Annotated in this window: 24 protein-coding genes; 13 read left to right on the top strand and 11 right to left on the bottom strand. The window is 65.1% G+C overall.

Translation table 11 applies throughout. The features are described 5' to 3' along the window. The first annotated feature begins 66 nt into the window (after positions 1-66). The 3 genes from BV210_RS17160 (at position 67) to BV210_RS17150 (ending at position 2,199) form a co-directional block, all read left to right on the top strand. Positions 67-702 carry a helix-turn-helix domain-containing protein gene (locus BV210_RS17160; protein WP_077207840.1) on the top strand — a complete coding sequence of 212 codons (636 nt, stop codon included), beginning with the start codon at positions 67-69 and terminating at the stop codon, positions 700-702. Positions 703-806: 104 nt separating this feature from the next. After that, on the top strand, positions 807-1,199 hold the full coding sequence (locus BV210_RS17155) for a helix-turn-helix domain-containing protein (protein ID WP_077207839.1): 393 nt from the start codon (positions 807-809) through the stop codon (positions 1,197-1,199). A gap of 151 nt (positions 1,200-1,350) precedes the next feature. Further along, the gene (locus tag BV210_RS17150; RefSeq protein WP_077207838.1) at positions 1,351-2,199 is read left to right on the top strand and encodes a universal stress protein; all 849 of its coding nucleotides are present in this window, start codon (positions 1,351-1,353) and stop codon (positions 2,197-2,199) included. Positions 2,200-2,304: 105 nt separating this feature from the next. Here the strand turns inward: BV210_RS17150 and BV210_RS17145 are convergent, their stop codons facing one another. The 6 genes from BV210_RS17145 to BV210_RS17120 form a co-directional block, all read right to left on the bottom strand. Further along, positions 2,305-3,081 carry a DUF2270 domain-containing protein gene (locus BV210_RS17145; protein WP_084802662.1) on the bottom strand — a complete coding sequence of 259 codons (777 nt, stop codon included), beginning with the start codon at positions 3,079-3,081 and terminating at the stop codon, positions 2,305-2,307. An 87-nt stretch (positions 3,082-3,168) separates the two neighbouring features. Beyond that, complete coding sequence (locus tag BV210_RS17140) at positions 3,169-4,362, bottom strand: MBL fold metallo-hydrolase (RefSeq protein WP_077207837.1); 1,194 nt, start codon at positions 4,360-4,362, stop codon at positions 3,169-3,171. A 176-nt stretch (positions 4,363-4,538) separates the two neighbouring features. Next, complete coding sequence (locus tag BV210_RS17135) at positions 4,539-5,582, bottom strand: sulfite exporter TauE/SafE family protein (protein WP_077207836.1); 1,044 nt, start codon at positions 5,580-5,582, stop codon at positions 4,539-4,541. Beyond that, on the bottom strand, positions 5,579-5,791 hold the full coding sequence (locus tag BV210_RS17130) for a hypothetical protein (protein ID WP_077207835.1): 213 nt from the start codon (positions 5,789-5,791) through the stop codon (positions 5,579-5,581). The genes BV210_RS17135 and BV210_RS17130 overlap by 4 nt, the downstream gene beginning before the upstream one ends. Positions 5,792-6,022: 231 nt before the next feature. Then, positions 6,023-6,481 (bottom strand): DUF6691 family protein, encoded by a 459-nt coding sequence (locus tag BV210_RS17125; protein WP_077207834.1) that lies wholly within the window; start codon positions 6,479-6,481, stop codon positions 6,023-6,025. Further along, positions 6,478-6,951: a YeeE/YedE family protein gene (locus tag BV210_RS17120; RefSeq protein WP_077207832.1), complete on the bottom strand. Its 474-nt coding sequence runs from the start codon at positions 6,949-6,951 to the stop codon at positions 6,478-6,480. Before BV210_RS17120 ends, BV210_RS17125 begins: the two co-directional genes overlap by 4 nt. A 247-nt stretch (positions 6,952-7,198) precedes the next feature. Here BV210_RS17120 and BV210_RS17115 point away from each other — a divergent pair, with 247 nt between their 5' ends. The 7 genes from BV210_RS17115 (at position 7,199) to BV210_RS17085 (ending at position 11,252) form a co-directional block, all read left to right on the top strand. Further along, the gene (locus BV210_RS17115; RefSeq protein ID WP_077207831.1) at positions 7,199-7,456 is read left to right on the top strand and encodes a sulfurtransferase TusA family protein; all 258 of its coding nucleotides are present in this window, start codon (positions 7,199-7,201) and stop codon (positions 7,454-7,456) included. Continuing rightward, the gene (locus BV210_RS17110) at positions 7,453-8,052 is read left to right on the top strand and encodes a DsrE/DsrF/DrsH-like family protein (RefSeq protein ID WP_077207830.1); all 600 of its coding nucleotides are present in this window, start codon (positions 7,453-7,455) and stop codon (positions 8,050-8,052) included. The genes BV210_RS17115 and BV210_RS17110 overlap by 4 nt, the downstream gene beginning before the upstream one ends. A 102-nt stretch (positions 8,053-8,154) precedes the next feature. Further along, complete coding sequence (locus BV210_RS17105; RefSeq protein ID WP_077207829.1) at positions 8,155-8,559, top strand: helix-turn-helix domain-containing protein; 405 nt, start codon at positions 8,155-8,157, stop codon at positions 8,557-8,559. Positions 8,560-8,705: 146 nt separating this feature from the next. Continuing rightward, on the top strand, positions 8,706-9,104 hold the full coding sequence (locus BV210_RS17100) for a DsrE/DsrF/DrsH-like family protein (RefSeq protein WP_077207828.1): 399 nt from the start codon (positions 8,706-8,708) through the stop codon (positions 9,102-9,104). 38 nt (positions 9,105-9,142) lie between these two features. After that, positions 9,143-9,385 carry a sulfurtransferase TusA family protein gene (locus tag BV210_RS17095; protein WP_077207827.1) on the top strand — a complete coding sequence of 81 codons (243 nt, stop codon included), beginning with the start codon at positions 9,143-9,145 and terminating at the stop codon, positions 9,383-9,385. A gap of 27 nt (positions 9,386-9,412) precedes the next feature. Continuing rightward, positions 9,413-10,555 (top strand): NAD(P)/FAD-dependent oxidoreductase, encoded by a 1,143-nt coding sequence (locus BV210_RS17090; protein ID WP_077207826.1) that lies wholly within the window; start codon positions 9,413-9,415, stop codon positions 10,553-10,555. A gap of 10 nt (positions 10,556-10,565) precedes the next feature. Beyond that, a complete protein-coding gene (locus tag BV210_RS17085) occupies positions 10,566-11,252 on the top strand; it encodes a DUF1641 domain-containing protein (protein ID WP_077208094.1) in 687 nt (228 codons plus the stop codon). A 20-nt stretch (positions 11,253-11,272) separates the two neighbouring features. Here the strand turns inward: BV210_RS17085 and BV210_RS17080 are convergent, their stop codons facing one another. The 3 genes from BV210_RS17080 to BV210_RS17070 are packed head-to-tail and all read right to left on the bottom strand — an operon-like array spanning position 11,273 to position 13,534. After that, positions 11,273-11,914, bottom strand: coding sequence for a class I SAM-dependent methyltransferase (locus BV210_RS17080; RefSeq protein WP_077207825.1), 642 nt, complete (start codon positions 11,912-11,914; stop codon positions 11,273-11,275). A 1-nt stretch (position 11,915) separates the two neighbouring features. Next, complete coding sequence (locus BV210_RS17075; protein WP_077207824.1) at positions 11,916-12,137, bottom strand: hypothetical protein; 222 nt, start codon at positions 12,135-12,137, stop codon at positions 11,916-11,918. Beyond that, the gene (locus BV210_RS17070; protein WP_077207823.1) at positions 12,134-13,534 is read right to left on the bottom strand and encodes an FAD-dependent oxidoreductase; all 1,401 of its coding nucleotides are present in this window, start codon (positions 13,532-13,534) and stop codon (positions 12,134-12,136) included. Before BV210_RS17070 ends, BV210_RS17075 begins: the two co-directional genes overlap by 4 nt. A 191-nt stretch (positions 13,535-13,725) precedes the next feature. Between BV210_RS17070 and BV210_RS17065 the strand changes: the two genes are divergently transcribed. Further along, positions 13,726-14,274: a DUF1684 domain-containing protein gene (locus BV210_RS17065; protein ID WP_077207822.1), complete on the top strand. Its 549-nt coding sequence runs from the start codon at positions 13,726-13,728 to the stop codon at positions 14,272-14,274. Positions 14,275-14,290: 16 nt separating this feature from the next. Here BV210_RS17065 and trxA read toward each other — a convergent pair whose 3' ends face one another. Continuing rightward, on the bottom strand, positions 14,291-14,695 hold the full coding sequence (gene trxA / locus BV210_RS17060; protein ID WP_077207821.1) for a thioredoxin: 405 nt from the start codon (positions 14,693-14,695) through the stop codon (positions 14,291-14,293). Between the two features lie 189 nt (positions 14,696-14,884). On the opposite strand from trxA, the gene BV210_RS17055 reads away from it, so the two are divergent. After that, positions 14,885-15,106 (top strand): DUF2892 domain-containing protein, encoded by a 222-nt coding sequence (locus BV210_RS17055; RefSeq protein WP_077207820.1) that lies wholly within the window; start codon positions 14,885-14,887, stop codon positions 15,104-15,106. Between the two features lie 9 nt (positions 15,107-15,115). Continuing rightward, the gene (locus tag BV210_RS17050) at positions 15,116-16,387 is read left to right on the top strand and encodes a M20 family metallopeptidase (RefSeq protein WP_077207819.1); all 1,272 of its coding nucleotides are present in this window, start codon (positions 15,116-15,118) and stop codon (positions 16,385-16,387) included. Here BV210_RS17050 and BV210_RS17045 read toward each other — a convergent pair whose 3' ends face one another. Then, the gene (locus BV210_RS17045) at positions 16,388-17,275 is read right to left on the bottom strand and encodes a universal stress protein (protein ID WP_077207818.1); all 888 of its coding nucleotides are present in this window, start codon (positions 17,273-17,275) and stop codon (positions 16,388-16,390) included. Positions 17,276-17,453 lie beyond the last annotated feature (178 nt).

The raw sequence follows: 17,453 nt of genomic DNA, 5'->3' as shown, positions 1-17,453 counted from the left end.
GTTGCTGGAGGGACCACCGAACTGACCTGTACACTAAAGTGAGTCCCGGGGGAAGCGTCCACACCGATGTCGTCCGGGATCAGAGCGACAGTCGAATTTTCTACGCCCGACATCTGTCCGATCGTCGAACACGCTACCGAGGCAGGGGCGACGGTCGATTCGGTGGCGACCAGCGTCCGTCCATCAGCGGACGCCGAAAGCACGACGGAGTTCTCTATCGACGAGGAACTCGAACCCGAGAGTGACCTCACGACGGTGTTTTCCCACGGGTCGACACGGCGGTACCGGCTCGTCCACGACGACGAAGTGTCCTGTCCCTGCGCGTGTCTCGGACAGTTCGGCTGTCCAGTCACCCGATACGTCGCCAGGGAGGGGCACCTGACGGTCGTGTTTCACGCGGCCGATTACGAAGAGTTACAGGCCGTGGTGGGCGAACTCCGCCAGCAGTTTCCCGGTGTCGACATCAAGCGGTTCGTTCGGGCCCCGGCCGGTGAAACCGGGCGCGACTCCGTACTGGTCGACCGGAGCAAACTCACCGACCGCCAACTAGAGGTGCTGGAGACGGCCCACGAGATGGGCTACTTCGAGAACCCGCGACGGGCCAACGCGACGGAGATCGCCGACGAACTCGACATCAACCCCTCGACCTTTCGGGAGCACCTCTCGGCGGCCGAGACGAAACTGCTCGGCGACCTGCTCTGACCCCCGTCTCGGAAGAACGTGAGACGAACCGGTTCGGCCTGCATATAAACCCTCCCGAATACTGGGGCTGTCAGTTCCTCCCTCTCGGTGGTGTTGTACGTAGTATGAGCCAGTCACCGACCGCCGTTTCGTCCGTGAAGTTCGCCGACAACGCCTCGACCGACGTGACGACCGTCGAAGAAACCGGCAGGATTCAGAGCGTCCTCGATGCCCTCCACGATGCGGACTGCCGTGCTATCCTCGACGCGACGAGCAGGGACGCCCTCTCGGCGAACGAAGTCTCGGACGCCTGTGACCTGCCGCTCTCGACGACGTACCGCAAACTCGAACTGCTAACGGACGCGGGGCTGCTCGAAGAGCGCACGCGGATCTGTACCACCGGGAAACACAGCAGCGAGTACGTCCGCACCGTCGAGGACGTGGTCGTGACGCTCGGTACCAGTGGCGAGATGGGACTGGAAGTGAGCCAGCACGCCCGCCCCACCAGCGAGCAGTGAGGACCGGGGACGAGTCCCCCACTCGACTCCGCTCTTCAACAACCCCATTCTCCCCGACTCCATCGTGCCGAGTCGCAACGGTGCCGGACGAAGTCGTTTGTATTGTGCCACACCCACAATACTAATTACGACAGCCGTCGTAGGTCGACCCATGCGCGCAGTGTACGCGACCGACCTGTCGGAGGCGATCGAGACGGCAATCGGGACACGAACCTGTCTGGAGTGTCTCGGACGGTACGGGATCGACACGATCGACCTCGTCACCGTCACGAGCCCGAACGTCACGGCCGGAATGCCGGGGAGTGACGTGGGCAAGCGGACCGAGGCCGCCCTCGAACGACAGCGGGACCTCCTCGAACGCGAGGGATTCGCGGTCGAGACCCACGTGATGCGCGGGACGCCACACCGGCGGATCAACGGGCTGGCCGATCGCGTCGACGCGAATCTCGTGATCGTCGGCTCGCGGGGACAGAGCCCGCTCGAACAGCGGTTGATCGGCGGGACCGCACGGAACGTCGCGCGGACGAGCGTCCGCCCGCTGCTGGTCCAGCGGATCGTGGAACGCGACGACGACCACGAGGTGGCCGACGAACACCTCTTCCAGCGGATCCTCTACGCGACCGACTTCTCGGAGAACGCCGAGCACGCCTTCGAACAGTTCGACCGGCTCCAGACCGCGACGAAGGAGGCGCTCCTGGTTCACGTCGCGCCGCCGAAGCGACGGGCGGGGAGCGGCGGCGTCGACGACGCCGAGGAACGGTTGACCGACCTCGGCGACGACCTGCGATCCCGCGGGATCGAGACCACCACACAGGTTCGCGAAGGCGTCGCGACCGACGAGATACTGGCGGCCGAAGCCGAGTTCGAGCCGACGACGATCCTCCTGGGGGCACGCGGGAAGAGTCCGATGCGGCGGCTCCTGCTCGGGAGCGTCTCGGAGGACGTCACCGCCCGGGCGAACTCGAACGTCCTCCTGGTGCCGCCGTCACGGGTCCGCTGATCACAGTATAGACGTTCGTAACGGGCGTCCGTCGAGTCAGTCTGGATATACTGTTTTCCCGTCGTCCTCGGACACGTCGGACGTAAAATACGCTGTCCGACAGTTTCAGTCTCCGTCCTGTCTGAGATCCGCGTCGAGCAGTTCGCCTCGGGTGTGCCAGGTCCGTGGTCGACAGCAGATCACCAGTGCGCCGACGTACAGCACGGCGACGACTGCAGTGACGAGAGTTCCGGGGATCGTGCCGACCGCCGCGCTCGCCGGCCAGTCCGTGCCCGCGAAGGCGGTCACTCGGAGGAGCCACGCGCCGTTCAGCACGGTGAAAAGCGGGAAGTAGACCCGCCGGAGCCGATGGGCGATGGCCTCCTCGGTCGAGATCTTCAATTTCGGTCGCCGGTAGTCCGCTGCCAGTTCCTCGCGCCAGTCGGACTCTTCGAGGTCGATATTGGGATCGAGCCCCACGGCCCAGACGTGTTCTTGCAGCTTTCGCACGCGTGAGCGCCACAGGTCGTAGGCCCGGTAGCGCCGCGCCTCGATGAACAGGAACATCACGACCGCGGCGTGGCCGACGAGGATCACGTAATGGGGATTGGCCTCGCTGGAGAACGCCCACGTCAGCACGGCCGCGATCAACAGGACCGCCCAGTTGGTAGTCTTGTCCAGTCGCTCGCGCCACAGCTTCATCCGGTGGATCTCGCCACGGTAGAGGTGCGCCATGGCCCCGCTCGGTCCCATGTCACGGTCCAGCAGGCCCTCGCCGACGCGAGGATCGAGCGGTTCGGCGCGGCCCGGTGTGTCCCGCTCCGATTCGCGGGCGCGGTCGGAGCCGCGGCTTGGCTCGACGTCGTCCGAGTCGTCGCCGGACGGAGCCTCATCGTCGCTCATGCTGTCCCCACGGCTGCGGCGTAGAACTGTGAATCCTGTTCACTGGTATCAGTACTGTGGACGATACTCGACAAAACAGGTGTCGGTTTAGTCGCCGGTGAGGGCGTCCTGGCTGGCCGCGCAGTTGTTCGGGCCGAGTTCGAGTTCGAAGGCTTCCTCGTCGTCTGCCGTCTGCTGACCGAGGTTCGTCGCGATGATGTCCTCGTAGTTGGCCGGCCGCGGCGGCATATCCGAGAGCACGAGGTCGACGAACTCCTGTTCGTCCATCGTGAGCGCGTCCATCTCGGCTTCGAGCTGGCCGATCGGGGCGGTGTAAGTACCGTCGTCGGCGGGAACGGCGGCGTCGCTGAAGTGTGCGCCGCCCACGAGAACGTCGTCGTCGAGCGTCAGGACCTTCGTCTGGAGCGTCTCGTAGAGCTGACGCGCGGCGTCGGGGGCACCCTCGTCGCCCTCTTCGAGGTCCGGGCGAGCGACGCTCTCGATGAAGAGGCCGTCACCAGTCGCCAGCAGGCTCTCGCCCAGCAGATAGGAGGTCATGCCGCTGGTGTGACCCGGCGTGTGGATCGTCTCGACGCTGGCCTCGCCGACCTCGTAGACGTCGCCGTCCTCGGCGGTTTCGAGGTCGTCGATGTACGCCACGTCGCGCTGGCGGGCAGCCTCCGGGATAACGCCGGTGACGCCGCGGTCGTCGAGTGCGCGCACGCCACTGATGTGGTCGGCGTGGATGTGCGTGTCGAACGCGTAGCTCAACTCGGCGTCGAGTTCGGCCGCGTCGTCGAGATAGCGATCCGTGAACGCACGCAACGGGTCGACGACGGCCGCCTCGTCGTCGGAGACGAGCAGGTAGCCGAGACAGCCACTGGAGGGGCGCTGGTACTGGTAGAGGTCGCCCGGGCCGTCGTAACGCGACACTTCCTCGCGCTCGTAGATCCGGGCCCAGCCGTTCATCCCCTCTTCGAGGTGGACGACGTCGCGACCTGCCTCGGCCAGCCGGCCGGCGACGTACTCGCTCGCGCCCCCCTTCGCACAGAGAACGACCAGCGGGTCGCCCTCGGGCACGCGCTCCAAGAGGTCCGCGTCCACGTCCTCGTCGAGGAAGTGGAAGTACGGGACGTTCGCGATCTCGACGGAATCCCCGTCGACGTGCCACTCCTCGAAGTCGCTCTCCATCCGGGCGTCGAGGATCGTCACCGATTCGCCCGCGTCGATCCGCTCCTTCAGTTCGCTCGGTTCGATCTCGTCCACTGCAACGTCCGGGGTCGGGAAGTCATCAGCGTCCATGTACACTCATCCGTTGGGGAGTGATGCCCATATATCTTGCGCATCCTGTGCAATACTACTTCTCACCAGGCGTCGAGTTCCCGCAATATTAGACGGTTTCACCGTTGAGAGACGGGACTACAGCAGAATTGTGTTGTGGAAAATTAACAATACGGGGTGGAGACGGACCGCAGTGGTCAGGCGTCGGTCGCGACGGGCCGGTCGGCGGCTTCGTCGCGGAGTTCGCGGACGGCGCTGTAGGAGACGGCACCACTGACCAGCAGCGCAGCGCCGAGGATGATCACGAGGCTCACCGTGTCGAGGACCGGCATCTGGATCGCGTTGCCGACCTCGCGGATGGCGACTGCGACGGCTCCCAGCAGGAGCATGACGCCGAAGTAGACCTTGATGTCCTCTTCCTCGACGAGGCTCGTCGCGGCCGCGCCGAGGCGCGCGCCGAGCGCGCTCCCGGCCAGCAGCGGCACGACGATGCTCAGGTCGACCGCGCCGGACTGGGCGTAGAGGAAGGAGCCGATCCCGCCCGAGAAGACGATCTCGAACAGGTCGGTTCCGACCGCGACGGGCACCGGCACGCCGATCAGGTAGAACAGCGCGGGCATGCGGATGAAGCCGCCGCCGACGCCCAGGAAGCCAGACAGCAGGCCGGTGGCGAAGGCCACGAGGAGGATCATCCACAGCGAGACCTCGAACCCGCCCCGGAGCGACATCATGGGCGGGATGCGGTAGGACTGGATCTTCTGGGCGATGTCGGGGATGTCGGCGTCGTCGATGTCCGCGTCCTCGTCGACGTCGTGTTCGAGGCCGCCGTCGTCGTCGGAGCCTTTCAGTGACTCGCGGGTCACGAACGCCCCGATGCCACCGAGCAGGAGGACGTAGGCGACGCTGACGACCGAGCCGGCCAGTCCGATATGCTGGAGGTACTCCAGTCCGATCTTGCCGACCTCGATCCCTGCGGTCGTGCCGGCGATCATCAACACGCCGAGCTTGTAGTCGACCTGCCCGAGATCACGGTGTTTCAGCGTCGCGATCACCGAGGTCCCGAAGACGAACGCCAGACCGGACCCGACCGCGACGTTGGGCTCGTAGCCCATGACCAGCAATGCCGGCGTCACGAGGAAGGATCCGCCCATCCCGAAGAAGCCAAAGAGGATGCCGATGAGCAGGCCGAAACCCGTGAAGGTCGCCAGCAACGTGGCGCTGACGCCGAACACTTCCATCATCTATCGACACCTCCGTTCTCGGTGGTCTGACAGCGCATGAGTATCGCGTCCAGCACCGCACACCGTCCTTCGAGTACGCGCCTGAACCGCGGGCCGAGCCACGTCTCCAGTCCGCCGTAGGCGACGTACAGCACCAGCGCCTCGAGGAGGACGATGCCGACGAGGACGACGGCCTGTGCGTTCCCGCCGAGCGTCTCAATTCCGAACATCTGAACTCACCTGTATCATCGGTCTTGCAGCGAGTGTGAAATTCTGCACAGGAGTGTGTAGTCCAAGCGGGTAAATAACGGTTTTGGGTTTAGCGTACAATACAATATCGCCATAACGGACTGATACCGATGGATAAGTTACGAGTAACTACTGGGGGTCGACGTGAGGGTGGAGAAGAGGTTCGGAGAACGATAGCAACAATCGCGCGCGAACGCGGAGAGGAAAACGAATCAGTCGGCCGTGGCGGGGCCGGCGCTCGAATCGGTCAGCCGCGAGCGAAGGAGGCCCTGCGCGTACGCGCCGAGGAACATCCCGGCGACGGCCCAGAGGATCGGCCAGTTGCCGATGCCGACGCTGGCGTAGGCGGCACCGGGACAGATCCCGGAGAGCCCCCAGCCGGCTCCGAAGACGACACCGCCGACGACGACGTTGCGGTCGAAGGACTTCACCCGGCGAACGTACTCCTCGCCGGTGAGCGGGGCGTCGTTGAGGAAGTTCGTCGCGACGGTGAAGACGATCGCGGTCACCACGGCCGCCCCGCCCATCACGAACAGCAGGCCGAGGTCCTCGAACTGGAGGAAATCCAGAACGATCTCCGGGCGGGCCATGTGGCTGTAGGCGAGCCCGAAGCCGAAGATCAGGCCGCCGACGAGGATGGACAGGTAGAACGCCGGGCCGCGGTCGCTCATGGCGACACCCCCAGGGCCTGCACCAGCTGGGCGGTCCCGATGGCGACGGCCATGAACGTCGCGACGTTCACGATCGAGGTCGACGAGAGCGAGCCGACGCCACAGACGCCGTGGCCGGACGTACACCCCTTGCCGAGGCGGGTGCCGACCCCGACGAGGACGCCGCCGCCGAGCAACCGCCACCACTGCACGTCGGTGGTCCACGCGCCGCCCTGCCAGAGGACGGCGTAGACGCCGGCCCCGAGCACGATCCCGAGCGTGAACACGACGCGCCAGTCCCGTGAGCTCACGTACGGGAGCCGGTTGAACCGCGGAACGTTCGAGACGTACGAGAGCGTCGATTCGAGGAACGTACTCGCGCCTGCTATGATGCCGGTCGAGAGGTAGATCAGCGACGCGCCGCCGCCGATGAACAACCCGCCGATCAGGTACCGCGCGATGCCGTTGGGAAACAGTTCGGCACCGATCATGGACGGGTCACCCCGCCCGAGCGGGCTACCGTATCGGATCTCTTAGTGGTCATGTCTCACCAGTCCGTACCGGCTGCTCGGCCAAAAGGATTTGCATAGCAAACCACCAGTCACACAATACTGTTTTCGCCATACCCTTCCTACCGTGCCTTGTATCGGCATTCAAAGTGCTGGTGGCAGTGTAGTAGTGGTTGTAAACGACACAATTATCAAGGTCGGGCATAGTATTGTACTCCGAGGACACAACATGAGCCACGAAGCAGACGTAACCGACACGCTGGACGTGAAAGGACTCTCCTGCCCCATGCCGGTCGTGAAGACCAAGCAGGCGATCGACGACCTCGGCGACGGCGACGTGCTGGAGGTCGTCGCGACGGACTCGGGCAGCATGAGCGACCTCGACGGCTGGGCCGACGGCACCAGCGGTGTGACACTGCTCGATCAGGAAGAGCGCGAGGAGGGCGGCGAGAGCGTCTACGTCCACTACGTGCAGGTGGAGGAATGAGTACGGAGACAGACGAGACCGCGGAGGCAGACGGTCCGGAACTGGACATAGACCCAGCCGAACTCGAGGAATTGCGCGCACGCGTAGACGAACTCGAAGACGAGCTGGCGGCCGTCGAGACCGAAGTCGACGACGGGCAGAAGTCGATGGTCATCATCGCGACCAAGGGGACGCTGGACATGGCCTATCCCCCGTTGATCCTCGCGTCGACGGCCGCCGCCTTCGGCTGGGACGTGACCGTCTTCCACACGTTCTGGGGCCTGGACATCCTCCACGAGGAACACTCTCAGGACCTCCAGATGAGTTCGGTCGGCAACCCGAACATGCCCGTCCCGAACGCCATCGCGTCCCTCCCCGGGATGGACCGCGTGACGACGAAGATGATGCGAAAGCGCATCGACGACAACGACACGGCCAGCATCGAGGAACTGCTTGACACCTGTTTCGACATGGGCGTCGAGATGCAGGCCTGCCAGATGACCATCGAGCTGATGGACTACGACGAAGACGACTTCTACGACGACGTGACCCTCGGGGTCGGTGCCGCGACGGCGCTCGAGGAGATGGCCGACGCCGACATCCAGCTCCTGGTCTAACCGGCCACTCCGTTCGCGGTCGTAGCGATTCTCCCCGAGCGCCGCGGAGTGTTGTGTGGAACATACATAACTCTTTTAGCGGTACGCCGACTACGTACACCTATGGCAGACTCGATGGCGGAAATGTTGCGTCAGGACATGGAGTGTGAGGGGCTCCTGGAGTGTCTTCACGGCCTCAAGGACCTCGACAGGGAGTGTTTCGAGACGCTCGCGGCGAGCGACGAGCGGCTGACGGTCGACGAGATCGCCGAGCGAGTCGAACGGGAACGTTCGACGGCGTACCGATCGATCCAGCGGCTGCTCCAGACTGGCCTCGTCCAGAAAGAGCAGATCAACTACGAACAGGGCGGGTACTACCACGTCTACTATCCCGCCGATCCGGAGGAGGTCACCGACGACATGCAGCGACTGCTCAACGACTGGTACGCCCAGATCGGCCAGTTGATCCAGGAGTTCCGCACGAAGTACGAGGACGAGGCGGCTCCGACGACCCCCTCGGAAACGTGACCCGGCCCGCAACGACCCGCTGACCGACGGACGAACGTTCTCCGACCAGTTCCGGTTCGAGTCGTCGCTGTCGTCTTTGGTATTCTTGTATATTGGGAATTGAGTACACTACTATATACGTGCACGGCGTAGAAGTAACTGGACCCATGACAGGCTATGCAATCGTCCTCGCGTCGAAGGAATTGTCCCGTGTACAGGCGGTCAGCACCATCGCGTCCGTCGCTGCGGCGTCGGACGTCCCCGTCGAGGTGTTCGCCACGATGGAGGGACTGCTTCCCTTCGAGAAAGAGACGGTGGAGTCCGGCGACTTCGACGTCGGGCCCGTCGGTGCACGGATGCTGGAGGCGGAGGACATGGACGTGCCGCTGTTCACCGAACAGTTCGCACAGGCCAAAGAGATCGGCCCGCTGAAACTCTACGCCTGCGAAATGGCGATGGAGCTGATGGGTCAGGACCTGGACGACTACGTCGACGTGTTCGACGAATCGCTGGGCGTCTCGGGCTTCCTGAACCGGGCCCAGGACAAACAGGTCGTCTTCGTCTGAGCATCGGCTGTTCGAACATACCACAACACTACATACCAATGAGCGAAACAGAACTCGACCCCGACGTTACGATCGACTCGCGCGGTGCAACCTGCCCCGGTCCGCTGATGGACCTCATCGGGAAGGTCAAGGAGGCCGACCCGGGCACCGTCATCGAACTGCAGACCTCGGACAGCGGGTCCAAGGGCGACGTGCCGGAGTGGCTGGACGAGGCCGGCCACGACCTCCTGGAGACCGTCGAGCACGACGACTACTGGAGTATGTACGTCGAAATCAACTGAGCGGTTCATCACCGTTTTCATCTACCCATGACTGAACACATCGTCGTCGTCGGCGGCGGCACGGGCGGCACCGTGCTCGCGAACCGGTTAGCCGAGAAACTCGGCCCGGAGATCGAGCGCGGTGACGCCCGGGTCACGCTCGTCTCCGACGACCCAGACCACGTGTACAAGCCCACGTTCCTCTACGTCCCCTTCGGGAAGAAGACGGTCGAGGACGCGAAACGCCCCCTCGCCGATCTCGTCGACCGCGCGGTCGACATCGAGATCGACCGCGTCACGGGGATCGACACCGACGGCAAGCGCCTGTCGCTCAGAGACGGTGGCTCGATGGCCTACGACCAGCTGGCGCTGGCGCTCGGCGCACAGCTAGTGCCCGAGGAGTTACCGGGCCTCGCCGAGGGCGGGCACCACTTCTACGGGCCCGACGGCGCGGACGCGCTCCGCGACGAGATGGCCGAGTTCACGGAGGGCCATCTCGTCCTCTCGGTGATCGGCACGCCGCATATGTGCCCGGCAGCGCCCGTCGAGTTCGTGCTGATGGCCGACGCCTGGTTCCGCGAGCGCGGCCTGCGCGAGGACGTCGAGATCACCTACACCTACCCGATCCAGCGGGCCCACGCGATCCAGAACGTCGCCGACTGGGCTAGCGAAGCCTTCGAGGAACGGAACATCAACGTCGAGACGTTCTTCAACGCCGACGAGGTCGATCCCGAGGAGGGCGTTCTCCACTCGATGGAGGGCACGGAACTCGACTACGACCTGCTGGTGGGGATTCCGCCCCACGCCGGCAGCGACCTCGTGACCGAGGCCGGCCTCGGCGACGACGGCTGGGCCGACGTGGACAAACACACGCTCGAATCCGAGCACGCCGAGGACGTGTACGTGCTGGGCGATCTGGCGGACGTGCCGACGAGCAAGGCCGGCAGCGTCGCCCACTACGAGGCCGGCGCGGTCGCCGACCGCATCGCCAGCCGCACGCGCGGCCAGACGCCGACCGCGACCTACGACGGCAAGACCGTCTGTTTCATCGAGAGCGGGATGGACGAGGCGACGTTCGTCGACTTCGAGTACGGTACCCAGCCCACGGTACGGGAACCGTCCAAGCCCGTTCACTGGGCGAAACTCGGCTACAACGAGTCCTACTGGCTCACCGCCAGGGGACTCCTGTGAGGTGACGACCATGGCAGAACAACAACAAGACGAGACCGGCACGGACGAGGCGGCGGCCGACGTGGACGCCGACACCGGACCGGCCGACGCCGGTGGCGACCTCCCGCCGGAAGTCCGTGAGGCCGTCGCCGAGCATCCCGAGGAGGTCGCGCGCTTCCTCGACAATCTCGGGGAGGTCAACGACCTGCTGGACGGGACGGCAGTCGCCACGTCCGCGATGGACGACGAGATGGTTCAGAATCTGGCGGCGACCGGGACGAACCTCGGCGCGGCCGCGGACGGGCTCGCGACGCCCGAGGCGGCCCAGCTGGGCGAGGCTGCCGGCGAGAACGCGGGCGATCTGGCCGAGGCCATCGAGACGCTGGCCCGCCTCCAGCGGTCGGGGACGCTCGACGACGTGCTCGCGCTGGCGGACACCCTCTCGCTGTTGACGGCGGCGATGGACGACGAGATGGTCCAGAACCTGACCGCGACGGGTTCGCGTCTGGGCGAACTCGCCGACACCGCCGCCGACGAAGACGTGGCGGGCTCGCTGGAGTCCGTCCTGGAGGCGGTCGGCGAGGCCGGCGACCAGCCAGCGGAGCCCCCGGGTGTGGTCGGGATGGTCAAGGCGATGCGGGACCCCGACGTACAGTCGGGCATGGGCTTCATGCTCGCCGTCGCCCGCGCGCTCGGGCAGGACCTGAACGAGAAGTAGGACGTATTCGGTCTCCGGGGTCAGTCCGGCGCCCGGCCGCTGACGACGACGAACGACCCGTTACTCCAGCCTTCCTCGACGGGATCGGGCTCGTCCATACTACCTGGTTCTCCAAACAGCGTCTGGACGGCCTCGATATTCTCGAACCCGGCCCGGTCGAGTGCGTCGAGCAGGTCCGGCACCGCCACGAACGTCGCGTCGCGGTAGAAGGGATTCGAGTCGCGTTTCTCCCGGTAGCGTTCCCCCAGCGGGCTCTCGCGGGCGACGAACCCGATCACGAGCGTGCCGCCCGGGGCGAGAACGCGACGAGCCTCGGCCAACGTCCGGTCCACGTCGTCGACGAAACAGATCGACGTCACGAGGACGGCGGCGGACACGCTGTCGTCCCGTAACGGAACTGCCTCCGCGACGCCCTGGATCGCGGTGACGCCCCGGTCGCGCGCCCGGGAGAGCATCGCGGGTGACGGGTCGACGCCGAGGCCGATGTCGAGCGGGGCCGCGAACTGGCCGCTGCCGACGCCGACCTCGACGGCCTCGCCGGGTTCGACCGCGGGGAGCGCTCGCTGGACGGCCGCCAGTTCCGACTCGTGGACCGTCTCGTGGCTCTCGAACCAGCGGTCGTACCGGTCGGTGTGTTCCTCGAAGGGGGCGACGATGGGCATTTCAGGCAGGTCGCTCCGCGAGGTGTTCGCGCCCGCGGTCGGTCAACCGACAGGTGTCGAACCCCTGACGCTCCAGCAGACCGCGGGCCTGCAGTGCGGCTGTCGTTTCGAGGATCGTCCCGAGGTCGGTATCGAGCGCGACCGCGAGCGCGGCGGGTGGCCGCTCCTCCGTGGCCAGTTCGGACAGCAACCGTCGCTCGAAGGCGGTGATGGCGTCACTCATTCCAGTTTCCCCTCCAGAACCTTCGCGGCGGTGAGGACCGGGTCCCACACCGGGCTGAACGGGGGCGCGTACGCCAGATCGAGGTAGGAGAGCTGGTGGGCCGTCATCTCGGTGTGCAGCGCCGCCGCGACGGTGTCGATTCGCTTGGCGACGCCCTCGCGGCCGACCATGCTCGCGCCGAGGACGCGACCGCTCTCGCTGTCCCCGAGCATCGTGATCTGAATCTCCGAGCCGCCGGGGTAGTAGTGGGCGCGCGACGGCGCGGTGATCGTCACCGAGACGGGGTCGAACCCGGCCTCGCGGGCGCGCTCCTCGTCGATCAGTCCCGTGCGGGCGACCTCGAGGTCGAAGGCTTTCACCGCGGCCGTGCCGGCGATCTCGCCGACGGGCGTCGGGTCGCCGGCCAGTGTCTGCCCGATGGCCCGGCCGGCACGGTTGGCCGTCAGCGCGAGCGGGACGTGATCCGGCTCGCCGGTCACGACGTGCGTCGCCTCGGCACAGTCACCGGCGGCGTAGACGTGGTCGTCGTTCGTCCGCCCGTACTCGTCGGTCGCGATAGCGCCCGTCTCGCCGAGTTCGATGCCCGCGTCCTCGGCGAGTTCCGTGTTGGGCGCGACGCCGACACCGACGAGGGCGAGGTCGACGGGCACGTCCTCGTCGCCAGCGGCGATGGCCGAGACGCGTCCGTCGCCGGTGATGGCGTCGACCGGCGTGTCGAGGTGGAGGTCGATCCCCTGCTCGCGAAGGTGGTCCTCGACGGTCGCGGCCGCCTCGGCCCCGAACGGCTGGAGCGTATGGTCCAACATCTCGAAGAGATGTACGTCGAGACCGCGCTCGGCGAAGGCCTCGGCCATCTCGATGCCGACGTAGCCGCCACCGATGATCCCGACCGACTCGGGGGACTCGGCGTCGGCGTACGTCGCAGCCGCCTCGCGGGAGTCCACCGACGGAGTCTCGACGCCGAGTGCCTGCCTGATGTCGGCCCCCGCGCCCATGCTGTGGAGAGTGAATACACCCTCTTTGTCCATCCCGTCGAGCGGAGGCTCGACGGCGCGTGCGCCGGTCGCGACGAGCAGGTCGCCGTAGGAGTGCTCGAACTCGCCGTCTGGGCCGTCGACGGTCACCGTCTGTGACTCGCGGTCGATGGCCGTCACTTCGTGGTTCGTCCGGAGGTCGATGTCGCGCTTCTCGACGAACTCCTCGGGCGTCACCGAGACGAGGTCCGAAAGCGTCTCGACCGCGCCCTTCACGTAGTAGGGCAGGCCACACGCACCGTAGGAGACCCACTCGCCGCGCTCGAACACGACGACCTCCCGGTCCGGAGCGGCGCGTTTGAACTTGCTCGCGGCACTCATCCCCGCCGCGTCGCCGCCGACGACGACTACTGGTGCTGTCATACACGCACCTACGACCGCACCGCTAATAAAGTATTGTTATTACTTTACAATACCAAAAGGTACGACCGAAGCTGAATTATATATTCTGATCACTACACACGCGCCGAAATCCTGACGTGAGTACAGAGAAATAGATGCACAGGTGCTATCGGACGACGTGCTTTTGTATCTTTAGTACAAAACTACACGGTATGGACACCGCCGAAGACTGGATCGACGACATCGAGGCACAGCGACGCCAGAAAGACCAGTACTTCGGGGATGACCCACGGTCACCGATCCCCGAGGACGAGCGTGGGGACTTCGACGGCCTGGACTACTATCCGGTCGATCCGGACTACCGGTTCGAGGTGGAACTCGACCGCTACGACGACCCCGAACCGGTCGTCGTCGGGACCAGTACGGACGGCGAACAGGAGTATCTCGCGTGGGGCGAGTTCGCTGTCGAGATCGGCGGCGAAGGAGTCGATATTACTGCCTACAAGGGCGACCCCAGCGAAGACCGGCTCTGGGTACCGTTCCGGGACGAAACCAGCGGCGAGGAGACCTACGGCGCGGGCCGATACATCGACCTCGAACCCGACCATCACCGGACCGACGAGGGAACGTGGATCCTCGATTTCAACGAGGCGTACAACCCGACCTGTGCGTACTCGGATCGCTACGAGTGTCCGCTCCCGCCGATGGAGAACTGGCTCGACGTACGTATCGAGGCGGGCGAAAAGAACTTCGAACACTGAGGCCGGCGACTACCGCCTAGTTGTAAGCGCCGATCAGGCCTGCGAGGTCGTCTTTGCTCTTGACGCCGACCATCTTCTCGACGGGCTCGCCGTCGGCGAACAGGAGAAGCATGGGGACGCCCTGGACGCCGTACTGGCCGGCGAGTTGCTGGTTCTGATCCACGTCGACCTTCGCGACGGCCGCATCCGTCTCGGCCGCGAGTTCCTCGACGGTCGGTTCGAGCATCTTGCAGGGACCACACCAGTCGGCGTAGAAGTCCACGAGGACCACGTCGTTCTGGTCAACGGTCTCGGACAGATCGCCCGGTGACCCGATGTGGATGGGTTCCGAGGGCGTTCCGTCGGCGCTCCCGCCGGCCGACTCGCGGAGTTCCTCGATCTTCTCTTCCCGGATATCGTCTATGGGCCTATTTTCGCTCATCACCCAATAGTATATTCTGGACCTATTTAGTTGTTTTGTGCTAATCCCACAATACCACGTCGAGTGCCGGGCCACACGAAACGCCATAGCCCGATGATTCGGTCTTATTCCGGCCCCTGAGCTGATGTCAGGAGGGGTATCATGCCCACTACCCACAATATACAATACCATGGCGTTCGTAGCGTATATATGGACAGAAATGTCGGGAATCTGGACCGAGTGGTACGGATCGTGCTCGGTGTGCTGGTCGCGATCGCGGGTGCAGCGGCGATCGGTCGGTTCTGGGCCGCGAGTCCCGCAGTCGGGGCGGTGATGGTCGTCCTGGGTGCTGTGTTGGTGGTCACCGGGGCGACCCAGCGGTGCCTGATCTACACCGGTGCGGGAATCGACACGTGCGAGACGGAGGGGTGACGAACGCGTATGTCGGGCGACCGCGTTCCGGTGACGTTGGCGGAGGCTGTCGAGGACCGGACGGACTCGACCGTCGACCAGCTGCTGGAATTACTGGCGATCGACACGGCCAATCCCCCCGGTGAGACTACCACTATCGTGGACGCCGTCGAGTCGCGGTTCGAGTCGTTCGGGATCGAGACCGAGCGTGTGCTCACTGATCCCGCGAAGCCCAATCTGCTGGCGCGGATTCCGGGAGCTTCCGACTCCACGCTGCTGTACAACGGTCACTTCGACACGGTCCCGTACGACCCGTCGGCGTGGGAACACGATCCGCTCGGTGAACGGAGCGAAGACAGGATCTACGGCCGCGGTGCGACGGATATGAAAGGAGCGCTCGCCGCTATGCTGTCGGTCGCCGAGGCGTACGCCGAGACAGGAACGGTACCCCCGGTGACGCTGCAGTTCGCGTTCGTGAGCGACGAGGAGATCGCCGGCGAACCGGGTCTGCCGACACTGCTGGACAGCGGTCGGATCGACGCCGACTGGTGTGTTATCGGGGAAACAACCTGTGAGAACGGTCGACACTCCGTAACTGTCGCCGACAAAGGTAGCGTGTGGTTGACGCTCGCGGCCGATGGCACCGCCGCACACGGATCGCGACCGGTACTCGGTGAGAACGCTATCGACCGGCTCTACGACGCCGTCGAACGAATCCGGTCGGAGTTCGGGACAGTCCGATTCGATATGCAGCCCGAAATCGAGGACATCGTTACGGAATCGGTCGAGTACTACGCCCCGAGCATGGGTGAGGCGGCCGCGCGCGACCTGTTCGAGTATCCGACGATCAACCTCGGGACGATCGAGGGCGGAGAGAGTGTCAACAGCGTTCCGGCGTCGGCGACGGCGCGACTCGACATCCGACTGACGGCGGGCGTCCAGACCCGTGACGTCCTCCGGAAAATTCGGGACTGCGCCGCGGACTGCGCGGGAATCCACATCGAAGACGTTTCCTGGAGCGTCGGAACCTACGAACCGCTCGACAGTCCGCTCGTCACGGCCGTGACGGAGGCAGCACGAGCAGTGACCGACGACCGTGTCTACCGTCGGAGTGCGACCGGCGGCGGTGACGCGAAAACACTCCGCAACGCCGGCATCCCGACCGTAGAGTTCGGTATCGGGACCGACACCGTCCACGGTGTCGACGAGTACACGACCGTCGACGCGCTCCGGGCCAACGCACTCGTCTACGCGTCCTTGCCGTACTGGCTCGCCGCGGATCGGGGGGCGCGCGGACCGTGATCAATTGGACCGTTTTCGGGCGTTCACGGCGAGTACGGGAGCGTCCGCGTGGCGGACGATCCGTTCGGTGGTACTCCCCAGCAGATACCGATTCAGCCCGGTTCGACCGTGCGTCCCCATAGCGATCAGATCGATCCCTTCCTCACCGGCATACTCCAGCAAGCCTGCTGCCGGGAATCCCTCCCGGACCTCCGTTCGGACGTCGAGACCGGCCTCGCGCGCCCGTTCTGCGACCGCCTCGCTCGCGTCGGAACGCTCGTTCCGGACGCGTTCGAGTGTCTCAGTCGGTGGCGTGTAATCCACTCGCATCGCGATATCCCCCACGTCGACGATGGAGACGGCGTGAACTCTGGCGTCGAATCGGTCGGCGATCGCGATGCCGTGGTCGACGGCGACCGTCGCGTAGTCGCTTCCATCGGTGGGAATCAGCACGTCGTCGCAGTCGCCAGCGGGTCCGGCCTCGATACCGGCGCGGGCGGTCAGCACGGGTGCGTCGGCGAGTCGAACGACGCGTTCCGTCACACTCCCGACCACGTAGCGGTTGATTCCGGTTCGTCCGTGAGTTCCCATCACGATCAGATCGGCGTCGAAGTCCGCTGCGTCGTCGACGATCGATTTGGCAGGTGTCCCTTCCAGAACGTCCGTCTCGACGCGTTCGTCGGTGAGCGCTTCCACCGCTTCGATGGATTCGCGAGCCTGCGATTTCAGTCCGTCCACGAACTCGTCGTCGACGCCACCGGCGTTAAACGGCCCCGCCACACTCTGAATATCCACGACTCCGATCACGCGCACCGTCGCGTCGAACGCCCGTGCGAGCGCCAGCGCGTGTTCGGCCGCCCGAACCGCGTGGTCGCTCCCGTCGGTCGGAACGAGAATCCGGTCGTACATCCTGTCGTCAATACTCCCGTCAGTGCAATAAAACGCGACCCGACTTCCCGCGAGTCGGGACTCTAACTCCAGGTCCCCAGGTACGGGACACCTGTTCTGGGGCTGGTACGGCCACCTGTGGTGAAATAATATTTCAAAACCGAGTAAAAATATTCGAAAACTGGCGTCGGCTGGGCGA

It is taken from the genome of Halorientalis sp. IM1011, from assembly GCF_001989615.1.
Lineage (GTDB): Archaea > Halobacteriota > Halobacteria > Halobacteriales > Haloarculaceae > Halorientalis.
This window is presented reverse-complemented; position numbering and strand designations above follow the sequence as displayed.

Coding starts and splice junctions, on each gene's coding strand:
- BV210_RS17095 (WP_077207827.1), top strand. CDS start 9,143: ATGAGCGAAACAGAACTCGACCCCGACGTTACGATCGACTCGCGCGGT.
- BV210_RS17155 (WP_077207839.1), top strand. CDS start 807: ATGAGCCAGTCACCGACCGCCGTTTCGTCCGTGAAGTTCGCCGACAAC.
- BV210_RS17130 (WP_077207835.1), bottom strand. CDS start 5,791: ATGTTCGGAATTGAGACGCTCGGCGGGAACGCACAGGCCGTCGTCCTC.
- BV210_RS17085 (WP_077208094.1), top strand. CDS start 10,566: ATGGCAGAACAACAACAAGACGAGACCGGCACGGACGAGGCGGCGGCC.
- BV210_RS17140 (WP_077207837.1), bottom strand. CDS start 4,362: ATGGACGCTGATGACTTCCCGACCCCGGACGTTGCAGTGGACGAGATC.
- BV210_RS17065 (WP_077207822.1), top strand. CDS start 13,726: ATGGACACCGCCGAAGACTGGATCGACGACATCGAGGCACAGCGACGC.
- BV210_RS17050 (WP_077207819.1), top strand. CDS start 15,116: ATGTCGGGCGACCGCGTTCCGGTGACGTTGGCGGAGGCTGTCGAGGAC.
- BV210_RS17100 (WP_077207828.1), top strand. CDS start 8,706: ATGACAGGCTATGCAATCGTCCTCGCGTCGAAGGAATTGTCCCGTGTA.
- BV210_RS17125 (WP_077207834.1), bottom strand. CDS start 6,481: ATGAGCGACCGCGGCCCGGCGTTCTACCTGTCCATCCTCGTCGGCGGC.
- BV210_RS17115 (WP_077207831.1), top strand. CDS start 7,199: ATGAGCCACGAAGCAGACGTAACCGACACGCTGGACGTGAAAGGACTC.
- BV210_RS17160 (WP_077207840.1), top strand. CDS start 67: ATGTCGTCCGGGATCAGAGCGACAGTCGAATTTTCTACGCCCGACATC.
- BV210_RS17135 (WP_077207836.1), bottom strand. CDS start 5,582: ATGATGGAAGTGTTCGGCGTCAGCGCCACGTTGCTGGCGACCTTCACG.
- BV210_RS17105 (WP_077207829.1), top strand. CDS start 8,155: ATGGCAGACTCGATGGCGGAAATGTTGCGTCAGGACATGGAGTGTGAG.
- BV210_RS17045 (WP_077207818.1), bottom strand. CDS start 17,275: ATGTACGACCGGATTCTCGTTCCGACCGACGGGAGCGACCACGCGGTT.
- BV210_RS17145 (WP_084802662.1), bottom strand. CDS start 3,081: ATGAGCGACGATGAGGCTCCGTCCGGCGACGACTCGGACGACGTCGAG.
- BV210_RS17070 (WP_077207823.1), bottom strand. CDS start 13,534: ATGACAGCACCAGTAGTCGTCGTCGGCGGCGACGCGGCGGGGATGAGT.
- trxA (WP_077207821.1), bottom strand. CDS start 14,695: ATGAGCGAAAATAGGCCCATAGACGATATCCGGGAAGAGAAGATCGAG.
- BV210_RS17150 (WP_077207838.1), top strand. CDS start 1,351: ATGCGCGCAGTGTACGCGACCGACCTGTCGGAGGCGATCGAGACGGCA.
- BV210_RS17110 (WP_077207830.1), top strand. CDS start 7,453: ATGAGTACGGAGACAGACGAGACCGCGGAGGCAGACGGTCCGGAACTG.
- BV210_RS17055 (WP_077207820.1), top strand. CDS start 14,885: ATGGACAGAAATGTCGGGAATCTGGACCGAGTGGTACGGATCGTGCTC.
- BV210_RS17080 (WP_077207825.1), bottom strand. CDS start 11,914: ATGCCCATCGTCGCCCCCTTCGAGGAACACACCGACCGGTACGACCGC.
- BV210_RS17090 (WP_077207826.1), top strand. CDS start 9,413: ATGACTGAACACATCGTCGTCGTCGGCGGCGGCACGGGCGGCACCGTG.
- BV210_RS17120 (WP_077207832.1), bottom strand. CDS start 6,951: ATGATCGGTGCCGAACTGTTTCCCAACGGCATCGCGCGGTACCTGATC.
- BV210_RS17075 (WP_077207824.1), bottom strand. CDS start 12,137: ATGAGTGACGCCATCACCGCCTTCGAGCGACGGTTGCTGTCCGAACTG.